This is a genomic window from Streptomyces sp. NPDC001002 (genome assembly GCF_053599215.1).
This window is the reverse complement of record NZ_JBSFLV010000149.1, coordinates 1-21988: the sequence shown is the minus strand read 5'-3', so window position 1 is coordinate 21988 and position 21988 is coordinate 1. Positions and strand designations below refer to the sequence as shown.

The 21988-nt window shown below is 69.7% G+C and carries 5 protein-coding genes; all 5 read right to left on the bottom strand.

The features are described 5' to 3' along the window. Window positions 1-17548: hypothetical protein (locus tag ACWDR3_RS39600; protein ID WP_450357447.1), on the bottom strand; the 17548-nt coding region annotated here is incomplete at its 3' end. Between the two features lie 6 nt (window positions 17549-17554). Beyond that, window positions 17555-17905 carry a hypothetical protein gene (locus ACWDR3_RS39595; protein WP_450357446.1) on the bottom strand — a complete coding sequence of 117 codons (351 nt, stop codon included), beginning with the start codon at window positions 17903-17905 and terminating at the stop codon, window positions 17555-17557. Next, the gene (locus ACWDR3_RS39590; protein WP_450357445.1) at window positions 17898-18332 is read right to left on the bottom strand and encodes a YbaB/EbfC family nucleoid-associated protein; all 435 of its coding nucleotides are present in this window, start codon (window positions 18330-18332) and stop codon (window positions 17898-17900) included. The genes ACWDR3_RS39595 and ACWDR3_RS39590 overlap by 8 nt, the downstream gene beginning before the upstream one ends. A 90-nt stretch (window positions 18333-18422) precedes the next feature. Continuing rightward, window positions 18423-21374 (bottom strand): AAWKG family protein, encoded by a 2952-nt coding sequence (locus ACWDR3_RS39585; RefSeq protein ID WP_450357444.1) that lies wholly within the window; start codon window positions 21372-21374, stop codon window positions 18423-18425. A 55-nt stretch (window positions 21375-21429) separates the two neighbouring features. Next, window positions 21430-21852 carry a type VII secretion system-associated protein gene (locus ACWDR3_RS39580; protein ID WP_450357443.1) on the bottom strand — a complete coding sequence of 141 codons (423 nt, stop codon included), beginning with the start codon at window positions 21850-21852 and terminating at the stop codon, window positions 21430-21432. Between the last annotated feature and the right edge of the window lie 136 nt (window positions 21853-21988).

The window sequence follows — 21988 nt, the reverse complement described above, 5'->3', positions numbered from 1 at the left end:
GGTCCTGGGCCTGGCCGGCGGTCTGATGCTCGGGGTGGAGGTGGGGGCGTCGGCCGAGGACGCTCCGGCATCTCCCCCGCTGCGGGCGGTCGGCCGCCGCCAGGGCCTGTGCGGGCAGGTCCCGCGCCCGGGAGCGCACCTCCACGAAGGACGCGTCCACCACGAAGCGTGTCCCGGAGGCCAGTTGGAGCTCCCTCAGCGCCTCGCCGAACGCCGTGCGGAACGCGTCGGCGACGAGCACCGCCCGGTAGTGGCCGGTCCGCCACGCGAGCCGGTCCCGGTCGAGGAGCGGATTGCGACTGCCGTTGCCTCCGGCGGTCACGACGACCCTGGGGCGCCGAGGTCCGGCCTGCGGCTCCGCCAACACGGCCCGCGCGGTGTGCTCCGCCAGGGCCCGGATCTCCCGCGCCTGCTCCGCGCTCAACGTCTTGCCACCCTCACCGAACTGAACGACGGTCCTGGCGGGCGGCACGCCGTCGAGCACGGGAGCCTCCGGCGCGGGGGCCGCGTCGGTCGTGGCGGCGTGCGCGGGGGGTTCGGGGGCGTCACCTTGGATTTGGGTGTCGGGGGACACGGGGTGTGGGGCTGGCGGGGTGGTGGTCAGGGGGTCCGGTGTTGTGGCCAGCGGGTCCGGGGCGTTGGTCGACGGGGCCGGGGTGATGGCCGGCAGATCCGCCGTGGTGGTGAGGGGGTCGGGGATAGCCGCCAGCGGGTCCGGGGTAGTGCTCGACGGGTCCTGGGTGGTGGTCAAGGGGTCCGAGGCGGTCGCGAGCGGACCCGGCGTGATGGTCGACGAGTCCGGGACGGTGGTCAACTGGTCGTTGGTCGCGGGCAGTTGAGCCTGCGCCGTCGTCTCGGCGGCGATGCGGGCCCTGTACTCGGTGATCAGGTCGGCGGGGCGGAAGAGGCTCCAGACCCGCAGGTCCGTCGCCGCCGAGGCGAGCCGCATGCTTGCGTTGGCCGCCCGGTGCGGGTTCGTCTCGGCAGCGTCTCTCTCGCGCTCGGCCTTGGCCGTCTCGTACTCCTCGTGTGCCGCGAGATAGCGGTCCCACGCCTTGAGCCGCTCGTCCGAGGTCGCGTCGCGGCCCGTGGCCCGGTCCGGCCGGGGCCGCCATCCCGCGTGCTCGTCCAACCGGGCCTGCCAGTCGGCCGGGTTCCGGCTCTGCGGGCCATCGGACGTGCTCGGCCGGTCCTCGGCCGCTGTATCCGTTACGTCCGCGGCGACCAGGGTGTCTCGGCCGGCGCCGTCGGGTGCCCTGCTCACGGTGTTGGTGATACCGAAGCGGCGGCGGAGCTCTTCGGACAGGGCCCGGGCGTTCTCCTCGGCCCCCGGATGCCCGGCGTCCTGGTGGAGTCGGTGGGCGACCATCGCCAGGACGCCGCGGTAGAGGTGCTGGTAGCGGGCCTCGTCGGCTGGGGGATCGGTGCGGTCGGGGGAGGGGGAGGGATAGTCGGCGCCCATCACGTGCTGGGCACGCCGCATCAGCGAGACTCGGTCGGCGCGAGGCAGCCCGTCCAGTTGAGTCCTCGCGGCGTCGAACTCCGGTTCCGCGGCGGTCAGGACGTCGTCATCCACCGTGGGGTAGCGGGTCGCCGGTGCATGGCTTACGTCGACGTCGTGCGCCGAGGCCGAGACCGGGGCCGGAGTCGGGATCGCGGTCGGCCCCACCTCCTCCGCCTCGATCAACTCGTACCGCAGCGGGGGCTCTCCGTACCGACCCCCGTCCTCGACCCACGTGCGGGACGTGACCCGGAACCGTGCCCCGGGCAGGAACACGACCTCCTTCTCGCCGGCGGCGCGGGAGAAGAGGGAGATGTCCCGCCCGTACGCGCCCGTCAGGCTGAGCTTGAGCAGGACCGGGTGACTGACTCCCGTCACCTGATGGTCCTTGGTGAACTCCAGTGCCTTCCCGCGGTCGCGCGAGGTACTGGTGAAGTCGTCGACGGTGATCAGCTGGGCGTTGTAGCCCACCGGAACCGCCTTCAGGAACGAGCTGATCAGGCTGTCGCCGCCCACGGCCCAGTTCCCTCGCCACACCGTGGCGTCCTTGACGGGGGGCAGCGCGTGCAGGGCCGCGGTCAGCATGTCCGCGTGCAGGCGGGCCTCGGACACGAAGGCCGACAGCTTCTCCTCCGGGCGCCGGGCCGAACCGTCCTCTCCGTACTCGTCCGTCATCCGGTCCAGGACGCGGCGCATCGCCGCATGCGTCAGGTCCGGAACAGGATAGGCAGAGTTGGCCCAACGACCGGACGCCGCAGCCGTGTTGATCATCTGGAACTTCTCGGTGGTGTACGCGCGCAACGCGTAGATGTGCGCGACGCCGAGCCGCTCCAGCAGACCGCGCGGGGTCTCGTCGTTGTTCGCCAGCCACTCCCTGAGGTTCGGGGAGCCTTGGCCGACCCCACGGCGGTCGGCGTCGACGATCTCCTGGTGGATCTCCGTGGCGAAGTGCAGTGATCCCCAGTCCTCTTCGTCCGCCCGCCTGAGATAGGTCTCCTCGTCGGGAAGCCGCGGGACGCCGGAGCGCTGGAATCCGTCGCCGAGGGCGTCGAGGGTCCGGTACATCGAGGGTCCGTCGGTGAGATCGACCTGTCGGCCGTCCGTGCCGGTGAAGCCGGCGATCTCGGCGCCGCGCAGGATCTCGTACAGGGAGTGGTCCCCGTGCACGCCCATCCAGGCGATCAACCCCTTGAGGAAGTGCGACTGTTCGGCCGCGGGCACGTTCAGCCACCGGAAGGCGCTGAGCATCAGGGCGGCGGTGCCGGAGACGCCGGTGCGGGTCGGGATGCCCCGTGACTTCAGCGACTTGGCCCAGGAGGAACCGCTGACGTCGAAGGTCGTACGGCCCTCGCGCCACATGACGGGGAACTCAGGGCCCGCGGTGCCCGGGGTCAGGTCGGCCGCGCGCAGTTCGCTCAACTTCCGTGTCTGCTCGACGACTTTCACGACGTTCTGGGTGATGAACCGCTCCCTCAGCGGCTGCCCCTCGAACTTGACGTCCACGACGCCGGGTTGCTTCCACACACTGGAGAGGATCGGGAAGCCGTGGCTGTCGAAGGGGACGGTGTTGAGCGGCACGTCCTCGAAGATCACACCGATCGTGCCCGTCAAGTCCTCGTTCCCCCGCAGGAGTTCGAACTCGCGGGTGCTGAGCTCGGCGCCCGCCGCGCGGTAGTGACCGGGAGTCCGTCGCGCCCGGGCGCTCTGCTCCGAGTCCAGCCTGACCCGGGAGGCCCGGCTGGCCAGCAGCTCCGCGCTGTCGGTGAGCCAGTGCTCGCCGCGGGACGCGATGTTCCCCAGCGCGAAGGCGTCCTCGCCGAAGAACCTCGCGTGCTCGGGCGAGACCATCCGCAGCACGCCGTGCGCGACATGCCGGTAGGGGCTGTTCAGCACATCGTGGTGGGCGCGCAGCGCCTCGACGTCCAGCCCCAGGTACTGCGCGTGGTCCCAATCGGCCCGCGTCAGAAGGTCGTTGAGCACCGACCTGAACGTGGCGGCCGCCTCGGCGTTCTCGAACGCCGCATTGAAGAACGCCGTGTACATCTCCCGCGTCGAGCCCGTGACCAGCAACTGCCTGATCTCGTCCGGGCTCAGCGCGGTGCCGACCTGACCGGCATAGCTCGCGTCGGCCCGCACGAAGGAACGCAGCGCGGCGTCCTCGTCCCCGCCCGAGGCCTCCCGGAGCACGTCGAGGAGCCGGCCCAGGGCATGGCTGACCGCGCCCCGGACCTGTCCGTCCTGATACGCCTGCTGCGCCAGCCCTTCCTCGAACTCCTCCGCGGCCTCGTGCCAGCCCGGCAGATCGAGCAGGGGCGAACGCCGGAACAGCTTCGGCTCCGCCATGGCTCGGGAGGTGCCGGCGGATTCCGGGCCCTGCCGTCCCGATCCCTGCTCCTGCATCCCCTGCTCGTCAGGACCGTGAGTGCCGCCCGGGCGATGGAAGTACTCGCCTGTGTTGAGGTAGTCGGCCATCAGATCGGCGCGCCTGAGCAACGGCTGCGTTCGCCACTCCGGTCCGAGCCCGTCGTACGCCTCTTGCAGGGCCTGTTCCGTCACGGAGACGGAGATCTGCTTGGCGATGACCATGTCGGTCAATTGGCGTTGGACGGCGGGTGCCAGTGACTCCCAGGTGCCGCGGTTTGTCCTGACGCCCGAACTCCGCTGCGTCGAGGGCCCGTTGGTGCGGGAGACCGGCCGGGGCGGGGCCACCTCCACCGCCTCGATCAGCTCGTACCGCACCGGGGGCTCACCGTGCCGTCCCGGTTCCTCGGCCCAAGTGCGTGCGGTGACGCGGAACTGGGCGCCGGGCAGGAAGGCGACCTCCTCCTCGTCCTTCTTCGCCCGGGAGAAGTAGGAGATGTCCCGGCCGTACGCACCCGTCAGATCGAGCTTGAGCAGGACGGGGTGGCTGACCCCCGTCACCTGGTGGTGCCTGGCGAACCGGCGTGCCGTGTCGCGGTCGCGCGAGGCGCTGGTGAAGTCGTTGACGGTGATCAGCGGGGCGTTGTAGCCGAGGGGGAGCGCCTTCAGGAACGGGCTGATCAGGCTGTCGCCGCCCAGGGTCCAGTTGCCCCGCCACACGGTGACGTCCTTGACGCCGGGGAGTGCGTGGAGTGCCGCGCGCACCATCTCCGCGTGCAGGCGCGCCTCGCGCACGAGATCCGGGAGGATCTCCTCCACCCGCCGGTACAGCTTGACCTGCATCTCCTGCCGCCACGCGGTGAGCGCGGAGTCCAGCAGACCGGGCTCCTCCCGCTGGCGCCGGACCAGGTTCAGGTACTCCTTGCGGTACTCGGCGTACAGACGGGACATCTCGCTGTCCGCGAAGAGGATCTCCGAGATCTCCTTGTCGTCGTGCTTGGTCCGGTTCAGCCGTTGGGTGATGAGCTTCTGGACGGTGTTGCGCATGGCCAGATGCGCCACATGGGGATGGGTGGCGTCGGCGAGGCCCGCGACCTTGGCCACCGTGTTGATCAGCTCGAACTCCCCGCCGGTGTAGACGGTGAGCGCGCTGATGTGAGCGAGGCCGATCCGCTCGGGCAGAGTCCGTGCGGTGAGTCCGTTGCGCTGCAGCCAGTGCGACATCTTCCCGTCGGCGCGGCGAGGCTCGGTTCGCACCTTCTGGATCCAGGAGTACCGCGTCCGGGCGATCTGCCGCGCCTGCTCGGTGGGCGCCTTCATCCTGTCGTCGTGCCGCAGATCGAGATAGACGGCCTCGTCGGGAAGGCCGGCCTGCTCATTGCCGTCGTTGTGCGGAAGCACGTGGGAGCGCTGGAATCCGTTGCCGAGGGCGTCGAGGGTCCGGTACATCGAGGGGCCGTCGGTCAGGTCGACCTGTCGGCCGTCCGTGCCGGTGAAGCCGGCGATCTCGGCGCCGCGCAGGATCTCGTACAGGGAGTGATCCCCGTGCACGCCCATCCAGGCGATCAACCCCTTGAGGAAGTACGGCTGTTCGGCCGCGGGGACGTTCAGCCTGCTGAAGGCGCTGAGCATCAGGGCGGCGGTGCCGGAGACGCCGGTGCGGGTCGGGATGCCCCGTGACCGCAGGTCCTTGGCCCAGGAGGACTCGTCGACCGCCCGGTCGGCCGGGCCGGCCAGTGGTTCCGCGCTGTCCGTGAGCCAGGTCCCGCTGTGCGACGTGAGGTTTCCCAGGGCGAAGGCGTCCGCGCCGAAGAGGCTCGCGCGGTCGGGCGAGACCAGCCGCAGCAGGGTGGTCGCGATGCGCCGGTAGGGGCCGTTCAGCACGCGGTGCTGTTCCCGCAGGGCGTCTACGTCCAGTCCCAGGGACTCCGCCCGCTCCCAGTCCGCGCGCGCCAGGATGTCGTTGAGCACCCCGCGGAGTGTGACGCCCGCTCCGGCGTCCCCGAGGGCGGCGTTGAAGAAGGCCGTGTACATCTCCGACGTCGTGCCCTCGGACAGCGTTCGCCTGACGTCGTCGGAGCTCAGTTCGGTGCCGATCCGGGTCCCGTACACGGCTTCGTCGCGTACGAAGGAACGCAGCACGGTGTCGTCGTCCGCGTCCGTGGCGACCTGGAGCACCTCGACCAGCCGGCCCAGCGCCCGACGGACCGTCTCCTGCGTGGGCTTGTTCCGGACGGCGCGCTGCACCAGATCGTTCTCGAACGCCGTCGCCGTCTCGTGCCAGCCCGGCAGATCGAGCAGCGGCGAACGCCGGAACAGCTTCGAGTCCGCCACCGCGCGGGAGGGCCCGGCGGTGTGCGGCCCCTGCTCCCGTATCGCCTGTTCCTCCGGGCTGTGCGCACCACCCGGACGCAGGCGGTAGTGGCCGCTGTTGAGGTAGTCGGCGATCTGGTCCGCGCGCCTGAGCAGCGGCTGGGAGTGCCACTCGGGTGCCAGCCCGTCGTACGCCTCCTGCAACGCTTCGTCCGTCAACGGCACCCGCAGCGGCCCGGCTTCGACCATCTCCGTCAAGCGGCGCCGGTCGTCGGGGTCCAGCTCCTGCCACGCACCGCTGGACGGCGGGACATCCGCGCTCGGCTCCTGCGCCCGCTCCTCGACATCGCCACCGAACTCGTCTGCGTCCGCACCGGATTCGTCCTGGTCCGAGCTCGATCCGGGCTCTTCCCAGACGGTGGCGATGGACGTCTCGAGCGAGCTCACCATCTGCTCCACCGAATAGCCGCCCTGGAACAGGCGGTGCAGGTCGGTCGAGATCACCGGCGGCAGACCCTGCTCCAACAGGAGCCTGAACAGCAGCAGTTGAACGTTGAGCCGGCGGTTGCCGTCGGTGAAGGGGTGGACGACCTGGAGGGCACGGATGGTACGGGCGATGGCGGCGAGGGTCTTGTGGTCGTCGCCGTTCGACTCCTCGACCTCCGCGTAGTGGCGGTCGAAGATCGCGTCCACGAGCGCGGGCGCCTCGCCGTCCCGGTAGTTGGTCTGAATCACCGAGTTGCGGTACTGGAACGTGTTGAGGATGGTGACGGGCGCCGGCTCGGCGGTGTTCTTCAGAAGGCTGCCGGTGATGGGCGCGATCAGGCGCCGGTCCTGGAGCCGCTCCGCCAGCAGGTCGGCGCTCAGTTCGTCGTTGCGCAACGGGAAACCGGTGGTGCCGTTCCCGGACCACCTGAACTTGCCGTCGACATGGCTCGTGGCGAGCGCGTGCAGCCGCTGGTACACGCCGGAGGTCATGCGCTCGCCCAGGGCGGATTCGTCGTCGAGCGCCGCTCGATAGGCCTCGACCATGCTCTGCTGGAAGCCGGGGGACTGGTCCTCGTCGTAGTACCGCCCGATCTCGCGGAATCTCTCCGGATCGGCACGGAAAGCCTCTTGAGCCTCCTCGTGGTGCCTCGGATCTATGTAGAGCAGCCACCACTCCGACTCGGGCAGGAACGTCGACAGACTGGCCGCGCCCTCCGTCTCGATCGCGTCTCCGGCCTGGTCGTCCTGGGCCACGGGCGGTTGCTGTTCGTCGGTCAGCGTCCGGACGAGGTCGAGCAGGCCGTTCCGGTCGTCGGGGTGGTGGATCAGATGGTCCGCGACGACGAAGAGGTCCTGGACCGTCGCGGGCTGGTCGGCGAGCGACATGTCCGGGGTCCGCAGCCCCTCGTACTCGGGCAGCGGCGCCGGCCGGTCGGGGTGCAGCAGCGCGTGGGCCTCGACGACCGCGGCCCGGAGCGTGTTCGGTTCGGCGTCGGCCCCCGACCTGCCGGCCGTGAACAGCCCGTCCTCGACAACCCGGCCGGGCAGCTTGATCCACCGCCGCTGCATCCGCTCCAGCGCCCGCGCACGGAAGCCCTCGCCGTCGGACGTGTCGGTGTCTTCAGGATCGGGCGTGCGGGGCCGGTCGGCGGGGGTGGGTGAGGTGGGGGACACGGGCGGGGAGTCGAAGAGGCCTCCGACGGCTCCGAAGTCTCCCGCGTCTTCGTCGTCGGACGAGTCTTCGGCGTCGGTGGGGTGGGAGGTGCCGGCGTCTTCGTTGTCGGAGGGGTCGGAGTCGAAGAGGCCGCCCATGGCTCCGAAGTCGCCGGAGTCCTCGTCGTCGGACGACTCTTCGGCGTCGGTGTCCTCGCCGTGCGGTGTGTCGGGGCGGTCGGTCCGCTCGTCAGGGGTGGCCGAGCGAGTGGGGGAGGGCGGCGGTGACGGAGTGCGGGGCGGGGTCGGTGGTTCGGAGTCCTCGCGGGGGCTCTGCGGGGCCGGTTCGAGGTCGCCGGTGAGAGGTACCCCGGAGAAGGCCAGGCGCAGGGCCTGGAGGACCTGGTCGTTGCTCGGGTCCTGGGCCTGGTCGGCGAGGGTCCTGAAGTAGGTGTGGAGCGCGGTCCCCTCGGTCCGTGCCTGACTGATCGCCTCCGCGACGAGTACGGTCCGGGCCGGCTCAGGGGCCACCGAGTACGTACGGGTCGCTTCCCGTACGGCGGCCACCTTCACGGTGCGGTCGTCCTGGACCACGGTCCTCAGCCGCGTCAACTGCTCCGCGGTCAGCACGAGTTCAGCCGGATCGCGGTCCTGGCGCATGAAGTGCCGCATGTTGCTCGGGTCGTAGGCCACCATCCGCTGGACGATGGGGTCGTCCCCGAGGATGTCCGTGATCGACTCCACGGGCAGGGCGGCGGTGAGCCGTGCCATCTCGTCCTGCCCGAGCACCCGTCCGTCACCCCGCACGGGAAGCGACCGCAGCACCGACTCGGCCGTGTCGGCGACCTCGAGTTCGGCCCAACTCGGCTCGTCGGGCAGCCGGTTGCCCCAGTCGCTCGCGTGGACGATGGCGTCCGTGACGCTCTGGAGCTGCCGCGCGGCGTCGGGGTCGTGCTGGTCGTACGGGGTGTGGTGGGTCAGTACGGAGAAGAAGGGCCGCCCGATGAGCTGCACCAGGTTGCTGGTGTTGGCGCCTTCCAGGACGGCGGGGAGGGTGCCGAGTTGGTAGAGCTGCCGGAAGACGTCCTGCGGCAGCCGCCCGCCGTCCACGACCATCACCTGGTCCGGAGCCAGACCGGCCATGCGCTCCGCCAGGTCCGGGTCCTTGATGTCGGCGTGGAAGAGCCAGTCCGCGGTGTGGCGCGGCGCGAAGGGCACGGTCGCGGCGCCGAGGGTCAGCACCACCGAGGGAGTGCCGATCGCCGCGCCGTGCACCCCGGTGGCCAGCGTGCTCACGGCGGAGGCGCGGCCGGGTACGGCCACGTTGTGCAGCCCGTACACCGGCATCACATCGAGGCGTCCGTCGTGCACTGCCGCGAACAGGGCCTGAAGACCCGCGCGTTGGTGCTCGTCGAGGACCTGGGAGGCGATCAGGTTGTCCAGTTCGGCATGGGTCAGCTTCGGCACGGGGAAGCGGAACAGGGCGTTCTTGGGGATCAGCGGGGTGCCGGTGCCGTCGTCCTCCAGGTCGTGAAACGTGGCCGGCGCGTCGGGACCGTTCCGGGTGTAGATCAGGCGGTGCGAATCGGCCCAGGCGTACGGCTTCAGCACGACGGCCTGATCGGCGTCCACGAAGTCCAGGAACTTCTTGGCCGTCGACGTGTACGGGTCGAGCCGGTCGCTCGCCGCCACCAGGACCAGCCGGTCCCGGTCCGCACCGGCAAGGGAACCGGCCGGTGTTCCGTCGGCCTGTTCGTCGGCCCCGTGCTCGTCGGCTCCGTGCTCGCCGACCCCCTGCTCGCCGACCCCCTGCTCGCCGGTCTCCTGCTCGTCGGCCGCCTGCTCGTCGACGTCCGGCTCGTCCAGGCTGAAGGTGTCCGTCCGCCAGTCGATCCGCTCGTTCATCGCGGCGGACACGAGCAGCTTGAGCCGCTCCTGCACGCTGTCCGGCGCGATCACCGTGACACGCCCCGCGAAGCCGAGATCGTAGAGGGAGTCCATCATCATGGTCGCCGCGGCCTGGTGGCCGAAGTTCGCGGCGTCGTCGATGACCACCGTCACCGTGGGCAGCGAGGCCAACCGCTCGCGCACCGACCGGTATTCGTCGGGCTGGGTCGAGCCGGGGCCGGCGAGGTGAGCCGCGATCAGCTCCTTGAGCGTGCGGTATCCGTCGGCGTCCTCGGCGTGCCGCCGCAACGGGCGGTCGTTCGCGAACTGTTCGGGGGTCTGCTCCAGGAGCTTGTACGAGCCGTGCTCCGCGAGCCCGTCGAACGCCTCCTGCTTGAACGCCTGCCCCAACACTGGGCCGTTGTCGGCGAGGGGACCGTCCTGACCGAGGGGGAACGTGTCGGTGTTCCGGCCCCACGCGATCCGCAGGTCCGTGTTGAACCACCAGTCGAGGGGATGCCGCAACGGGCTGCGCGGCGTCCGGATCATGTCGACGGTCCTGGTCAGCGTCGCCGTGTCGATGTCCTGGTGCACGGCGAGTGCCCTCACCTCGACGTCGGTGTTCCGCTCGGCGAGGTACTGACGCAGGTAGTGCTGGGCGGAGAAGAGCGAGAACCCGGTCTGGGTGTAGTCGACGAGCAGGACGTCCCGGCCGTCGCCGATGTGCGGGTGCAGGAATTCGTCGAAGTGCGCGTAGAGCATCCGCCGCTGTTCCGCGGTCAGCGCCCGCTTGTCCGGGCCGACGCGGAAGGCGTCGTGCAACACCGACCAGGGATCTCCAGGCCCCGGGCGGAAGTCGGACAGCGGCACGGACTCGGCCCGGTGGCCGAGGACTTGGAGGGCGGCGACGATCGCGGCCGGGCTGCGGCCCAGGCCGAAGTAGAAGTAGCGGTCCGGTGGATACCGGTCGCTGATCAGCCGTGACATCTCGACGGTCGCTTCGAGCACCTTGTCCTGGCCGGCCCGGAGCTCCGCGTGCGCGGCGGCCCGCAGATCCGTCAACAGGCGGCGGCCGTCGTGGGGGCCGTAGACGACTTCGGCGGCGCCGTGGGTGGCGTCGTACAGATAGTGGTCCAGCACATCCTGTACGACACCCGGGGGTACGTGGATGTGCGCCTGGTCCAGCAGATCCTTGACGCCGAGGGGGGTGAGCCCCGTCCTCGTGCCGTTCGCCTCCAGGAGGACACGCGCCGACGGCTCGTACGGGACGCGCTGGAACTCCTTCGCCGGTCTGCCGGTCTCGGGGTCCACCGTGTCGGTCAGCACCCAGTGCTCCTTGGACAGGTGCCATGGCTTGTGCTCGGTGGCCGGAGCGGTGGCCCGCGCCGGTCCGGGGTCGGGGTGCGGTCCGATGAGTTGATGCAAGAGCTGCACGTCGCGGGGGCGGAACGTGTTGGGGGTGAGGCCGCCCTGTGCCCACTCCGGCTCCAGGTCCCGGCCGAAGTCGCCCATGAGAGCGCCCGGGACGCCGGGGCTGTCGCGCAGGCCCAGCTGGTGGGCGATCTCGTGGGCGTAGCGGATGGGTCCGGCCTGAGCCTGCCAGCGGTTGAGGGTCATGGGCAGGCCGGCGTCGTCGGTGAGGTTGACGGTGAGGTGAGGCCGGACCTGGATGTCAGGCGTCCCGGCGGGCTCCTCGGTGAACTGCAGGGTGACGTGGACCTGGCTGCCGTCCGGCAGGCGCGGGATGGTGCCGGGAGTGTTCAGGTACGCGGCACCCTCAAGGGCCCGCTCGCGTACGTCCGCCAGCTGCTGCTCGGACAGGCCGTGACCGGGGTCGATCCGCACCCGTACCGTCAGGTCCGTCACCGGCCGGTCCTGGTACCGCAGATGGCGCACCGCGAACGCCGACTCGACACGCTGCGCGGCACGAATCCGGTCGATGCCCGCGGCCCCGCCGTTCGCGGTCACCGGGCCGGGATCCAGCCACACCCTGCGCTGCTCGCTGACCTCGGCCGCCGCCCGGGCCCGCTGCCACTCCTCGTCGTGGCCCATGCGGTCGTCCGTCGTGACCGGCACGTCCACGGCGTGTGCCGAGGACGCCGGGCCGGGCCCCGCCTCCCAAGGCCGGTTGCGCCGTTGCCGGTTGCTCGACGTGGTCGGCTGCGCGACCGGCCCCGGTTGCACCCGGGCGCGCACGGCGCGGAGGGAATCGCGCAATCGGGTCGTGGCTTCCCTGGCCTCGCGCAAGGGAAGCCGCAGGTCCTCGGTGAAGTCGGAGTCATGGCGCACCTTGTGGAAATAGGCGAGCCAGTTGTCCATGGTGTCTTCGAGGGCTTTGACCCTCGGTACCTCGACTCCGGCGGCCCGGCCGGTCTCGAAGGCCTGGACGATCGCGACGGCGTAAGCGGCGGAGCGGACCTGGGCGGGGGAGCCCGGCAGCAGCGCACGGTCCCGGACCACCGTGGGCAGGACCTCGTCCAGTCGGCCCATCGTGTGCAGGAAGTCCACGAACGACCGCGCGGTCGACCCCGGATCGCCGGACGCGCCCAGCAGGGTCATCAGCGCGAGTCGTTCCGCCATGATCGCCTGCTGATTGCGCGACGCCTGTCGCTGACCGTCCTGGTAGAGACTCTGGTGGAGCGTCGCCAGCTCGGTGGACGCTTGCTGGAAGTCGGTGAGCGTCGCGTTGTCCTTGCGGAAGAAACGCAACTCCAAAGGAATCAGCGGAGGGTTGAGAAGTCCGTTGTTGCGGTCGACGTCCAGGTGCTCGCTCAGTCCGCCGAACGCGTCGTTCTGTGGGACGACCGGGTGGCCGGGCCACAACGCCGAGTCCAGATAGCTGCCGACGGTGGCTCCGGTGTGGGCGTCCATCAGCACGTTCAGCGGGTTGAAGTTCTGGGCCTCCGCGTTGCGGAAATCCGTACCCCAGACCTCGTCGTCGAACAGCCCCCGGGTGAAGTGCCGGACGAACGAGCCCTTGATCGTAGCGGCGTAGTAGCGCAGGAAGTTCTGGACATCCGGGTGCAGCGATTCCCGGATCCGGGCCATCGGAACCCGGGACAGCACCGCCGTGAAGTTCTTCGCCAGGATCCGCTTGGCGTCCGGGAGAAGCGTCCTGCGAGCACTGTCGTAAGCGGCGGCCCCGGCCTGGGTGTAGACCAGAGCCAGGAATCCGCGCAACGAGTTGACATCCGGATCGCTGAGCAGCAGATCCGCGACCTGCGGGGGCAGCCGGTCGGCCTGTGTCTCAAGATGCCCGGCGGCGTAGATCCGGGCGTACTCGTTTCCGAACCGCAGCCCGGTGCGCAGATACGGCAGGACGTTGTTGGCGTCCTGCGAGGTCTCGTGCGTGAACGCCAGGAAGTCGTGCAGAGCACCGGCCGGCACTCCCACCGTGTACTGGGGAGAGATGATCGAGGTGGTGTCACGGCGTACGACCTGGATCTGCGCGACCTGCTCCGCCTGCCGCGCCTGCAGCACCGCCGGGTGGGGCGCGAATCCCATGGTGGGGTGGAAGACATCGACCAGCCGGGCCGGCCGGTTGAGTTGGAGGGTGTGCAGCCGGTCCCAGACGGCCTGGAAATCATGGAAGAACTCCTGCCCGCTGGGACGGCCGTGGTCACCCGGGACACCGGCCAACGGCAGGGAGACCAACTCGATGAACGGAGGAAGGCCGCCCGATCGCTCCTCCACCGCCACGCGAAGGGTGCGCGACTGCAGCAGCGTCACAGGGAGGTCCGGCCCGTGGGGCAGCACCAGATCGAAGTCGCCCACCTCCGCCTCGACGCCCCACCCGCCGCCCGCCATCACATACGACCGCCCCGTCAGCGCCTGCTTGAACAGCAACTCCGCCTGGTCCACCACGGACCGCTGCCGGTCCCGCGGACTCAGCGCCGCGTACGCCTGCCGGACCTGGTCGTCCATGTCTCCCAGGTCCGCGTGGAACAGCTTGCGGGTGGACTGCAGCACGTCCGCCGCACGCTTCGGGTCCGCCTCGGCGAAGGCGTTCCACGCGTCGTACGGAGTAGTCGTCGGCCCCACGCGCACAGCACCGGAGGAATCGGCGGACTCCTCACGAACGGCGGCGTGTGCTGCGCCGCCGACCTCGGTCTCTTCGACCTCGGTCTTGTCGGCTTCGGTCTCCCTGACGTTGGACTCGTCGGCGGCGGGAGGCTTTTGCAGGACCGCGGTCTGTTCGCCGGGGCGCTCGGCGTGCGGGGGTGCCTGTGCGTCGGTCTCGGTCGCGATGCGGACCGGCGGAGTGGGGAGGAACGGCTCGTCGGCGGACTCGTGGGTGTCGTCCGGTTCGTCGGTGTCGCTGGATCGAGGGGAGTCGTCGGCGCGGGTCGGCGTCGGCACCCGGGCGTCCGTCAGCAGCCGGAGCACGTCCTCCGACGTGCCTTCGTCCGGGGACCCTTGCTCGCCGTGGAGGTCCAACGCCCGCTGAGTGATGCGCTGGAGGTGCCCGCTGTTCTCCAAGTCGGCCTCGGGCAAGCCCAGTTGGCGTCGGAGCGCGTCCAACCGCTCGGATTCCAGCAGTTGCTCGTCCAGGCGGCGCTGCACCTCTTCGATCCGGGCCGTGGTGCGGGCCACGTCGGCCCGGGCGCGGTCGGCGGGGCGCGGGGCCGGGGTGCCGGGCTTCGGGGGCGTGCCGGGCTGGTCGCCGGGCGTGGTCAGGGTGGTGAGGAGAGTCGCCTGCTCGTTCGTCAACTGCTTCTGCAGAGAGGCCAGTTCGCCGCGCAGGGAGGCGACGCGGTCCTGCCGGGCCACCTCTTCCCGCTCCAGGATCTCCAGGCGCAGTTGGAGCGCTCGGGTGTCGCTGTGCTCGTCGGTGCCGTCGAGCGCCTGCCGGCGCAGGTCGGCGGCCGGGCCGGAGTCCCCCTCCTGGAGCGCGAGCAGGCGCTCGCGCAGGGCGGCGTCCTCGGCCGTGCCGTCCGGTCGGCCGTCGATGTCGTCGTCGATGCGGGAAAGGTCCGCGATACGCCGCTGGAGGTCGAGGTCGTCCCGGTGGTCCTGCAACTCCTTGAGCGCGCGGCCCTGTTCGTGCGCGGAGTCCGCCTCCTCGAACCGCCGGCGCAGTTCGGCCCCGCGCTCGTCGGCGGTGTCGTCGCCGTTGCCGTCGCGCAGCGCCTCGATACGCCGGGCGATCGCCTCGTCGCCGTCCTCGTCCCCGGGGTTCTCGTCCCCGTCCCGTGTCCCCTCGGCCGTGGGGCCGGACGCCAGCTGATCCAGGCGGTGTTGGAGCGCCTGGGCGTCCTGGTGGTCCCGGAGATCCTGGAGCGCGCGGTTCGCGGACTCCTCGTCGGGCGCCGTCTCCAACCGCTGCCGCAGCACGAACTCGTGGTCGGAGGGCGGTTCGAAGGCCGCGTGCAGCCGTATCCGCAGCTCCTCGGAGTCCAGCATCCGCTGGTACTGCTCGACGGTCCTGGGCATGTCCCGCGGGCCGCCGCTGGTGGCGAACTCCCTGCGGATGTCGGCCATTTCGGGGCTGAACGCCTTCGGCAGGTCGTCGCCTGTGAGGACGTCGACGGGCACATGGCGTTCGATGAGCGCCGTGTAGGACCGCAGGCTGTCCGCCAGTACCTGCGGATCGCCGAGGTGCCGTGCCTCGGTGACGGCCTCGACGGCACGCTGCCACTCCGCCTGCGGGACGCCCAGCGGGGCGAGCCGGTCATGGCCGTCGGCGACCTGCTCGTCGAACGCCGCCAGCTGCCCGTTGATGCTCTGCACGGAGATCCGGTCGCGGAAGTCGGTGAGGTGCCGGGCGGCGCCGGTCCAGTCGTTGTTCGCGGCGGCGTCGGTGACCGCCCGGGACAGGGTGGACATGTCCGTGCCGGGCATCCGCACGGTGCGGGCCAGGGACTCCAGCCGGGCCACCGTCTGCCGGACCTGCGGGAGCGGCGAGGCCGGCTGCGTGGTCGGAGCCGCAGGAGCGTGCTCGGCCGGGCTGACCGGCGGGATCTGCGTGGGCGGTGCCGACAGGGTGTCGAGGCGCGAGGCCACCAGGTTGTACGCGGCGTCGTCCGTGTCCGGGGCGACTGTGTCCGGGTCGGCTCCGTTCCCGGCGTCGGGCGCCAGGATGCCGTGGATCGACACCGAGCTGGGGAACGACGGTTGGTCGATGGACGTGGAAGTGGATATGGGCGTGGGGGTAGGTGTGGATATGGGTGTGGTGGGTGGTGTGGGCAGGCGCGTGGCCACCAGGTCGGGGTCGGTGTGACCGGTCGTGGTGGTGTCGCCGGTACCGGTGGTCGGGTAGGTGGGTCGCGGCGCCGGGTCGTCGGTGCTGTAGTCGGGCAGCGGTACGCCGTTGTCGTTGGGGGTGTACGCGGGGGGCGGGTTGAGGAACTTGTAGGCGTCCAGGCCGAGGGTCTTGATGCGGGTGCCCAGGAAATCGGCGTTGTGTTCCAGGACATGGCTGATCCGGCCGCCGGCCACGCCGGAGATGAACGTGCCGTAGCTGGTGTCGGCCTTGTGCGTGGTCGCGCCGTTGTAGATGAGTTCGGAGGCGGTCTGGTGCAGGCCCTCCACCGTGCCCCGGCCCAGGAAGACGGCGGCCCGGCGGCCCCAGTCCGTGGACAGTGTCTTCCCCACCCCGAACGACAGGGCGGACCGCACCTCACCACTGACGGTCTTGGGCAGGCCGTTGGCGAGCACCGTGTCCAGTTCCTGGGCGAGGTTCTTCTTGCCGAGGTTGGTCAGCAGGGTGTCGGCCCAGGTGTGGCCCAGGTCCCGTGCCGCGTCCGAGGTCATGGTCTTACCGAAGCCATTGGCGAAGGTGTCGCCGATGCCGTTGCGGAACGCGGTCCGGCCCGCCGCGTCCAGCCCCTGCCCCAGCGCCAGCCGGTCCACCAGACTGCCCACGTTCAGGGACAGGTTCCGCGCGAACCCACCCCCGGCCCCGCCCACCACGTCGTCGCCGAGGCCGCCGGTCTTGATGTTCAGCGCACTGTCGGGCGTGGGGCGTGGCACCGGCACCGGACCCGCGCCGTCGTCCAGGTGGTCGTCGGCGTCCTTGGCGAGGGTCTTGCCCAGCCCCTCCCCGCCCGCGCCGCCGGCGTCCTTGGCGAGGTTCCGGCCCAGGGTGTTGCCACCGGAGCCCGGCAGGTTGACCTTCTTCAGCACCTGGAAGAGGTCCTTGAACGTGTTGCGGCCCAGCCCCTTCGCCAACCCCTTGGCCAGCGCCCCGCCCAGGAACGGCACGAACGGCGACAGCGCGCCCTGCACCGCCCCGAACGCCACCGCCTGCTTCAGATAACTCCCGCCGTGCTTGGTGGTCTTCCCCTCGTTCGCCAGCGACCACCGCACCAGCAGATCCATGGCCGCGCCCAGACCGATGTTGAGCGCTTGATGCATCGCCAGCACCGCCAGCAGGCGCAGCACCACACTGCGCAGGATCAACCGGTACAACGCCCGCAGGAACGACTGCTCGATCAGCGCCCCGATCGGATTCCAGATCGCCATGATCAACGTCAGCGCCCACTCGAACACGAACATCACCAGCTGCGCGATGATCATCCGGTTCGCGTAGTCGACCTGGTACGCCGACTCCTGCGCGTAGTCCGCGAGATTCTTCGCCGTCGTCTTCAGCTGCTCGATGGCATCCGCTCCCTCTCCCGAGAAGAACGTCCCCATCGCCTTCACATAGGCGTCCGACCACTGACCCGTCGCGTCCCGCGACACCGCCTGCGCGATCTTCGCCAACTCGTCCTGCAACTGCGACAGTTGCTGGACCAGCTCAACGTTCGGATCCCTCATGTTCACCAGGATCTGATCCGCCTTGGCGTGCGGCGGCTTCATCCCCGTCAACACCAGGAACAGACCGTCGAGAGCATCCGAAGCCATGAGTGATCAGGCAGACCTTCCGGACTTGACGCTGTTGATCTGGTCGAGGGCGTCCTGCTGCGTCAGGTTGAAGTTGACGCCGGACTGGGTGGTCAGGTCGGAGGCGCTTCTGATGGCGTCGATCACCTGGCCGAGTGCTTGGACCTCGTCGTTGTACGCGGGGCTGTAGTTGTTCGCCAGCGCGTCGACCGAGGGGTCGCCCCGCTCTCCGATGGGATTGGAGTCGCTGTTCCAGTCGATGTAGAAGTGGTTGTAGTTCTTGTAGATGTTCGCGGCGATCTCGGCGAGTTGGTCGGTGATGTGGCCGCCCTGCTTGATGTCGTCCGGGTTCGCCGCGAACAGGTTCCCGTCAGGCACGGTCGCCACCCCGCTCCGGGTCGAGCAGACCGCCCGGCGCCTTCAACGGTCCCATCAGCTGGTCCAGACCCGCGCCGGACAGCTTGTCCAGGGCCTCGATGCCGCCGCCCGCCACGCCGATCCCGCCGCCGACCACCTCGTCGAACCGGGCGCGTACCTGTGTGGTGAGTTCCTCGCGGGCGCGGGACATGGCTTCCAGGACACTGGCGGCGAGTGCCTTGCCGGTCATGGTCTGGTGCTTGTTGCCCAGGAAGCGCAGGCCGCTCGGGGAGCCGTCGGAGCCGAGAGTGACCTCGACGACACGGTCCTTGGACCGGGCCGTCACCGCCACGGCGGTGATCTCCTCCCTGGCCTTGACCAGGGACTCCCGCTGTTTCTCGAACTCGGCCATGGCCTGGGCGAATTGGTTCTGGAGTGACTCGCTCATGGTGTTCTCGCTTACCTGGAGAGCCCTTGTTTTCCGGGCATCGGGATTCGGGACGGGGGCGTACGGCCTGGCCGCGGGTGTCCGGCCGGGTCAGCGGCCGATGGAGGCGGGCAGCCCCTCCTCGCCGGTGCCCCACACGTCGTCCGGCTCGGCCCAGTCGGAGTCCTCCGTCGCGGGGCGCTGAGCGCCGAGGCTGCCGCGCCGGCCCTGTCCCGTCGTGGGCGTACGGCTCGGCAGGTCGACCGGGTCCTCGTCCTCCTCCTCGAAGACCTCCTCGGGCGGAGCGGCCGTCGGACGCTGCATCCCGTGGGTGAGGAAGGTGCCGTCGTCGTCGCTGTCCTGGTACGTCTCCCGGGTGCGCTCGCCCTGACCCTGGCCGCCGCCCTGACCGCCCGCGCGGGACATTCCCATCATCATCATCATGGGGGACATCAGACCGCTGAGGCTGCTCAGGCCGAGGTCGTCGCCGCCCGCCGCCGGTGTCGTCGTGAGACCGGTCGAACCGGCGGGCGTGGCAAGGGCGTTCGCGGCGGTGTCCGGGCTCGGCACCGCCTGGAACTGCCCGTCGGGGCTGGCGATCGTACTGCTGCCGTCCGGGAAGGTCGTCGTGGTGTAGCCGCTCGGATCCGTGAGCGAGGAGGTGCCCGACGGGTACGTCGTGCTCAGGGAACCGTCGCTGTTGCGGAGGTTGAGTCCGCTGGGGTCGGCGCTGGTCGTGATCGGGGTGGACGTACCGAGGCCGTTGGTGCCGCCGGTCAGTCCGTCGCTGATGCTGCCGTCCGCGTCGGTGGAGGTGACCGTGCCGTCCGGATTGACCGTGACGGAACTGCCGTCGGGGTACGTGGTGGTGATGCTGCCGTCGGAACCGATGCTCGTGGTCGACCCGTCGGGGTTCAACAGGTTCTGACCGTCGGCGAGATGACTGGTGATCTCCGAACCATTGGGGTTGACCGTGGTCACCGTGCCGTCCGGGTTGACCGTGGTGGTGGTCCCGTCGGGGTATGTAGTGGTGAGGCTGCCGTCGGCGTTCTGGACGGACACCGCGCCGTCGGGCGCCGTCAGTTGGGTCAGCCCGTCCGGAGTCGTTGTCTCCACCACGCCGTTGGGGAACGTGGTGGTCTTGTTGCCGTCGGGGTCGATGCTGGTGACACTGCCGTCGGCGTTGTGGGTCACGGTCGAACCGTCGGGGAACTGAGTGGTGATGTCCCCGTTGGTGTCGATGCTGGTGGTGGAACCATCGGGGTTGAGCAGCGACTGACCGGGGGCGAGCTGACTGGTCGTCACGGTGCCGTCGGGGTTGGTCGTGGTGACTTCGCCGCTGGGGCTGATGGTGGTGGAACTGCCGTCCGGGTACTCCGTGGTGATGCTGCCGTCCGGGTTGGTGGTGGTGACACTGCCGTCCGGGTTGGTTATCGAGGTGGGGTCGCCGAGACCATTGGTCCCACCCGTCAGATTCGAAGTCCCGCCGCTGTTCAGCAGGTTGGCGGCGGCCAGCGTCGCGGCGTCGGTGGCCAGGTCGTCGCCACCGCTGCCGAGGGTGCTCAGAGTGTTGGGGTCGCTCAGGTTGTCGGTGCCGCCGCCGAGGTCACTGAGGGTGTTCGGGTCACCCAGACCGTTGTCGCCGCCGAGGTTGCTGAGCGAGTTGTTGAGGTTGTCCCCGAAGTTGTTGAGTCCGTCGCCGAGGTCGTCCCCGAGATTGTTGAGCCCGTCACCCAGGTGAGTGACCGAGTCGTTGAGGTCGTCACCGAGGTTGTTGAGTCCGTCACCCAGGTTGTTCATCGACTTGTTGAGGTTGTCGCCGAAGTCGTTGAGCGACTTGTTGATGTCGTCGCCGAACTTGTTCAGGTCGTCGTTCCCGGAGCCGGTCTCGGACTCCAGCTTGTCCTCCTGGAGGTCCTCCTTGAGCGTCGCCGGGTTCTTGTCCTCGAAGGCGAACGCCTTGTTCCAGCCGGGGTTGAGGACACGGCTCCAGGTCTGCTGGAGGGTCGCGACCTCGGCGCGGGCCGGCACGTCGAGGTTGGTCTCGATGTTGGTCCGCCAGCGGTACAAGGCCTCGTTGGCGATGGCCGCCCAGGTGCTGCTGTCCTTGAGGTTGCCCCAGACGGTGGTGTCCGAGTACGCCGGACCCGTCGTCCAGCGGACTCCACCGCCGCGTGTGCCGTAGTTGTGCCGTGCGACCTGCGAGATGTTGTGGGTCCGGATCCAGTTCGCCACGTCGGTCATCAGGTAGGTCAGCACATTGCGTGAGTCCCCGTCGATGATCTGCGTCGACTGCGATCCGTCGGGATTGGTGGTCAGGATCGGCTGGGCGCTGCGGCTGATGAACCTCATGAACTCGTCGTACATGTTCGACAGTGCCGTGTGCAGCGCCACCTGAGCGGTGATCAGCGAGTCACCGTGCAGGGTCGTGGACGGGTAGCCGCCGTCCACCGACACATGGGAGGGCGAGAAGCCCGGTGGGGTCAACTCCGTCTTGAACGTCTCGTACTTGTCGTGCAGGTTGTTGATCAAGTCGTAGAAGACACCGGCCGCCTTGCCCTTCCAGGCGGCGTTCTCGTCGCCCAGGCTCTCGGTCCACTGCTTGAGCACTTCGCTGTGCTTGTTGAAGAAGTCACCGGCCCGGTCGAAGGACTTGGCGGCCGTGGTGAAGGACGTCAGGTCCACACCGGTGTCGAGACTGGGTGAACCGCCGTAACTGCTGGACGCGCCGAGCGACTTGTACGGCGGCTGGACCAGGGTCCTGAGCGCGTCCGAGCTGCGCTGCCAGTACTGGCGCCCGGGGGTCTGGTCCACGTAGGTCACGTTGGCTTCGTACTTCTGCAGGTCGTTGCCGTGACCGGTGTAGAACTGGATGAACCAGCCGCTGCCGTCGTTGTGCGGCCATTGATCCGGCAGGTGGAGGTCTTCGCGGTTCTTCTTCTTGATGTCGACGGCCAGCCACGGGATGCCACCGTCACCCGTCGCACCCATGATGTCCTTGCGCTCACCCAGGGTGAAGCCGGTCATCAGGTTGATGATGTGTTCCCAGTTGTCCACGGCCATGATGGGTGCGCCTCACTCTCGTCCGCCGGCTCCGCCTGCCTGTTCGCGCTGTCGCTCAGGCCGTGGTCGTCGTGTTGTTCCCGCCGCCGCCGATGTCCGAGACATAGCCGCCGATCGCCGTCAGGAACTTCTCCCCGTCGACGTTGCCCAGGTTGTCGCTCTGGGTCTTGAGCATGGTCTTGATGACGTTCTCCAGCTCGGTCCGCAGGTCGTCGAAGGCCGACTGATGGTTGTTCAGCACCTTGTCGATCGCGTTGGCCGTGGTCACCAGGTTCTTGAGCACGGTGGCGCCGCTGGTGTCGTTGTCACCGTTCATCTGCCCCAGGAGCAGCGGCTTGGGCTGGGTGCCGATGTCGAACAGCGCGGGCGGCGTCTGCCCCGGCGCCCGCAGCGCGACGATGTCGTTGTAGAAGGGCGTCACATCACCGTCGATGAAGGCCTGGAGGGCGTGGGCGTCGAGTTTCGTCAGGTCGGCCATGCTGATCTCTCTTCGCTGCGTACGGCCGGACGTGCACCCGAGGACATGGGGGGGGCGGGGGGGGGGGGCCGGGGGGGAGCGGGGCGGGGGGGGAGGGGGGAGGGGCGGGGGGGCCGAGCCGCCCCGCGCCGCGCAC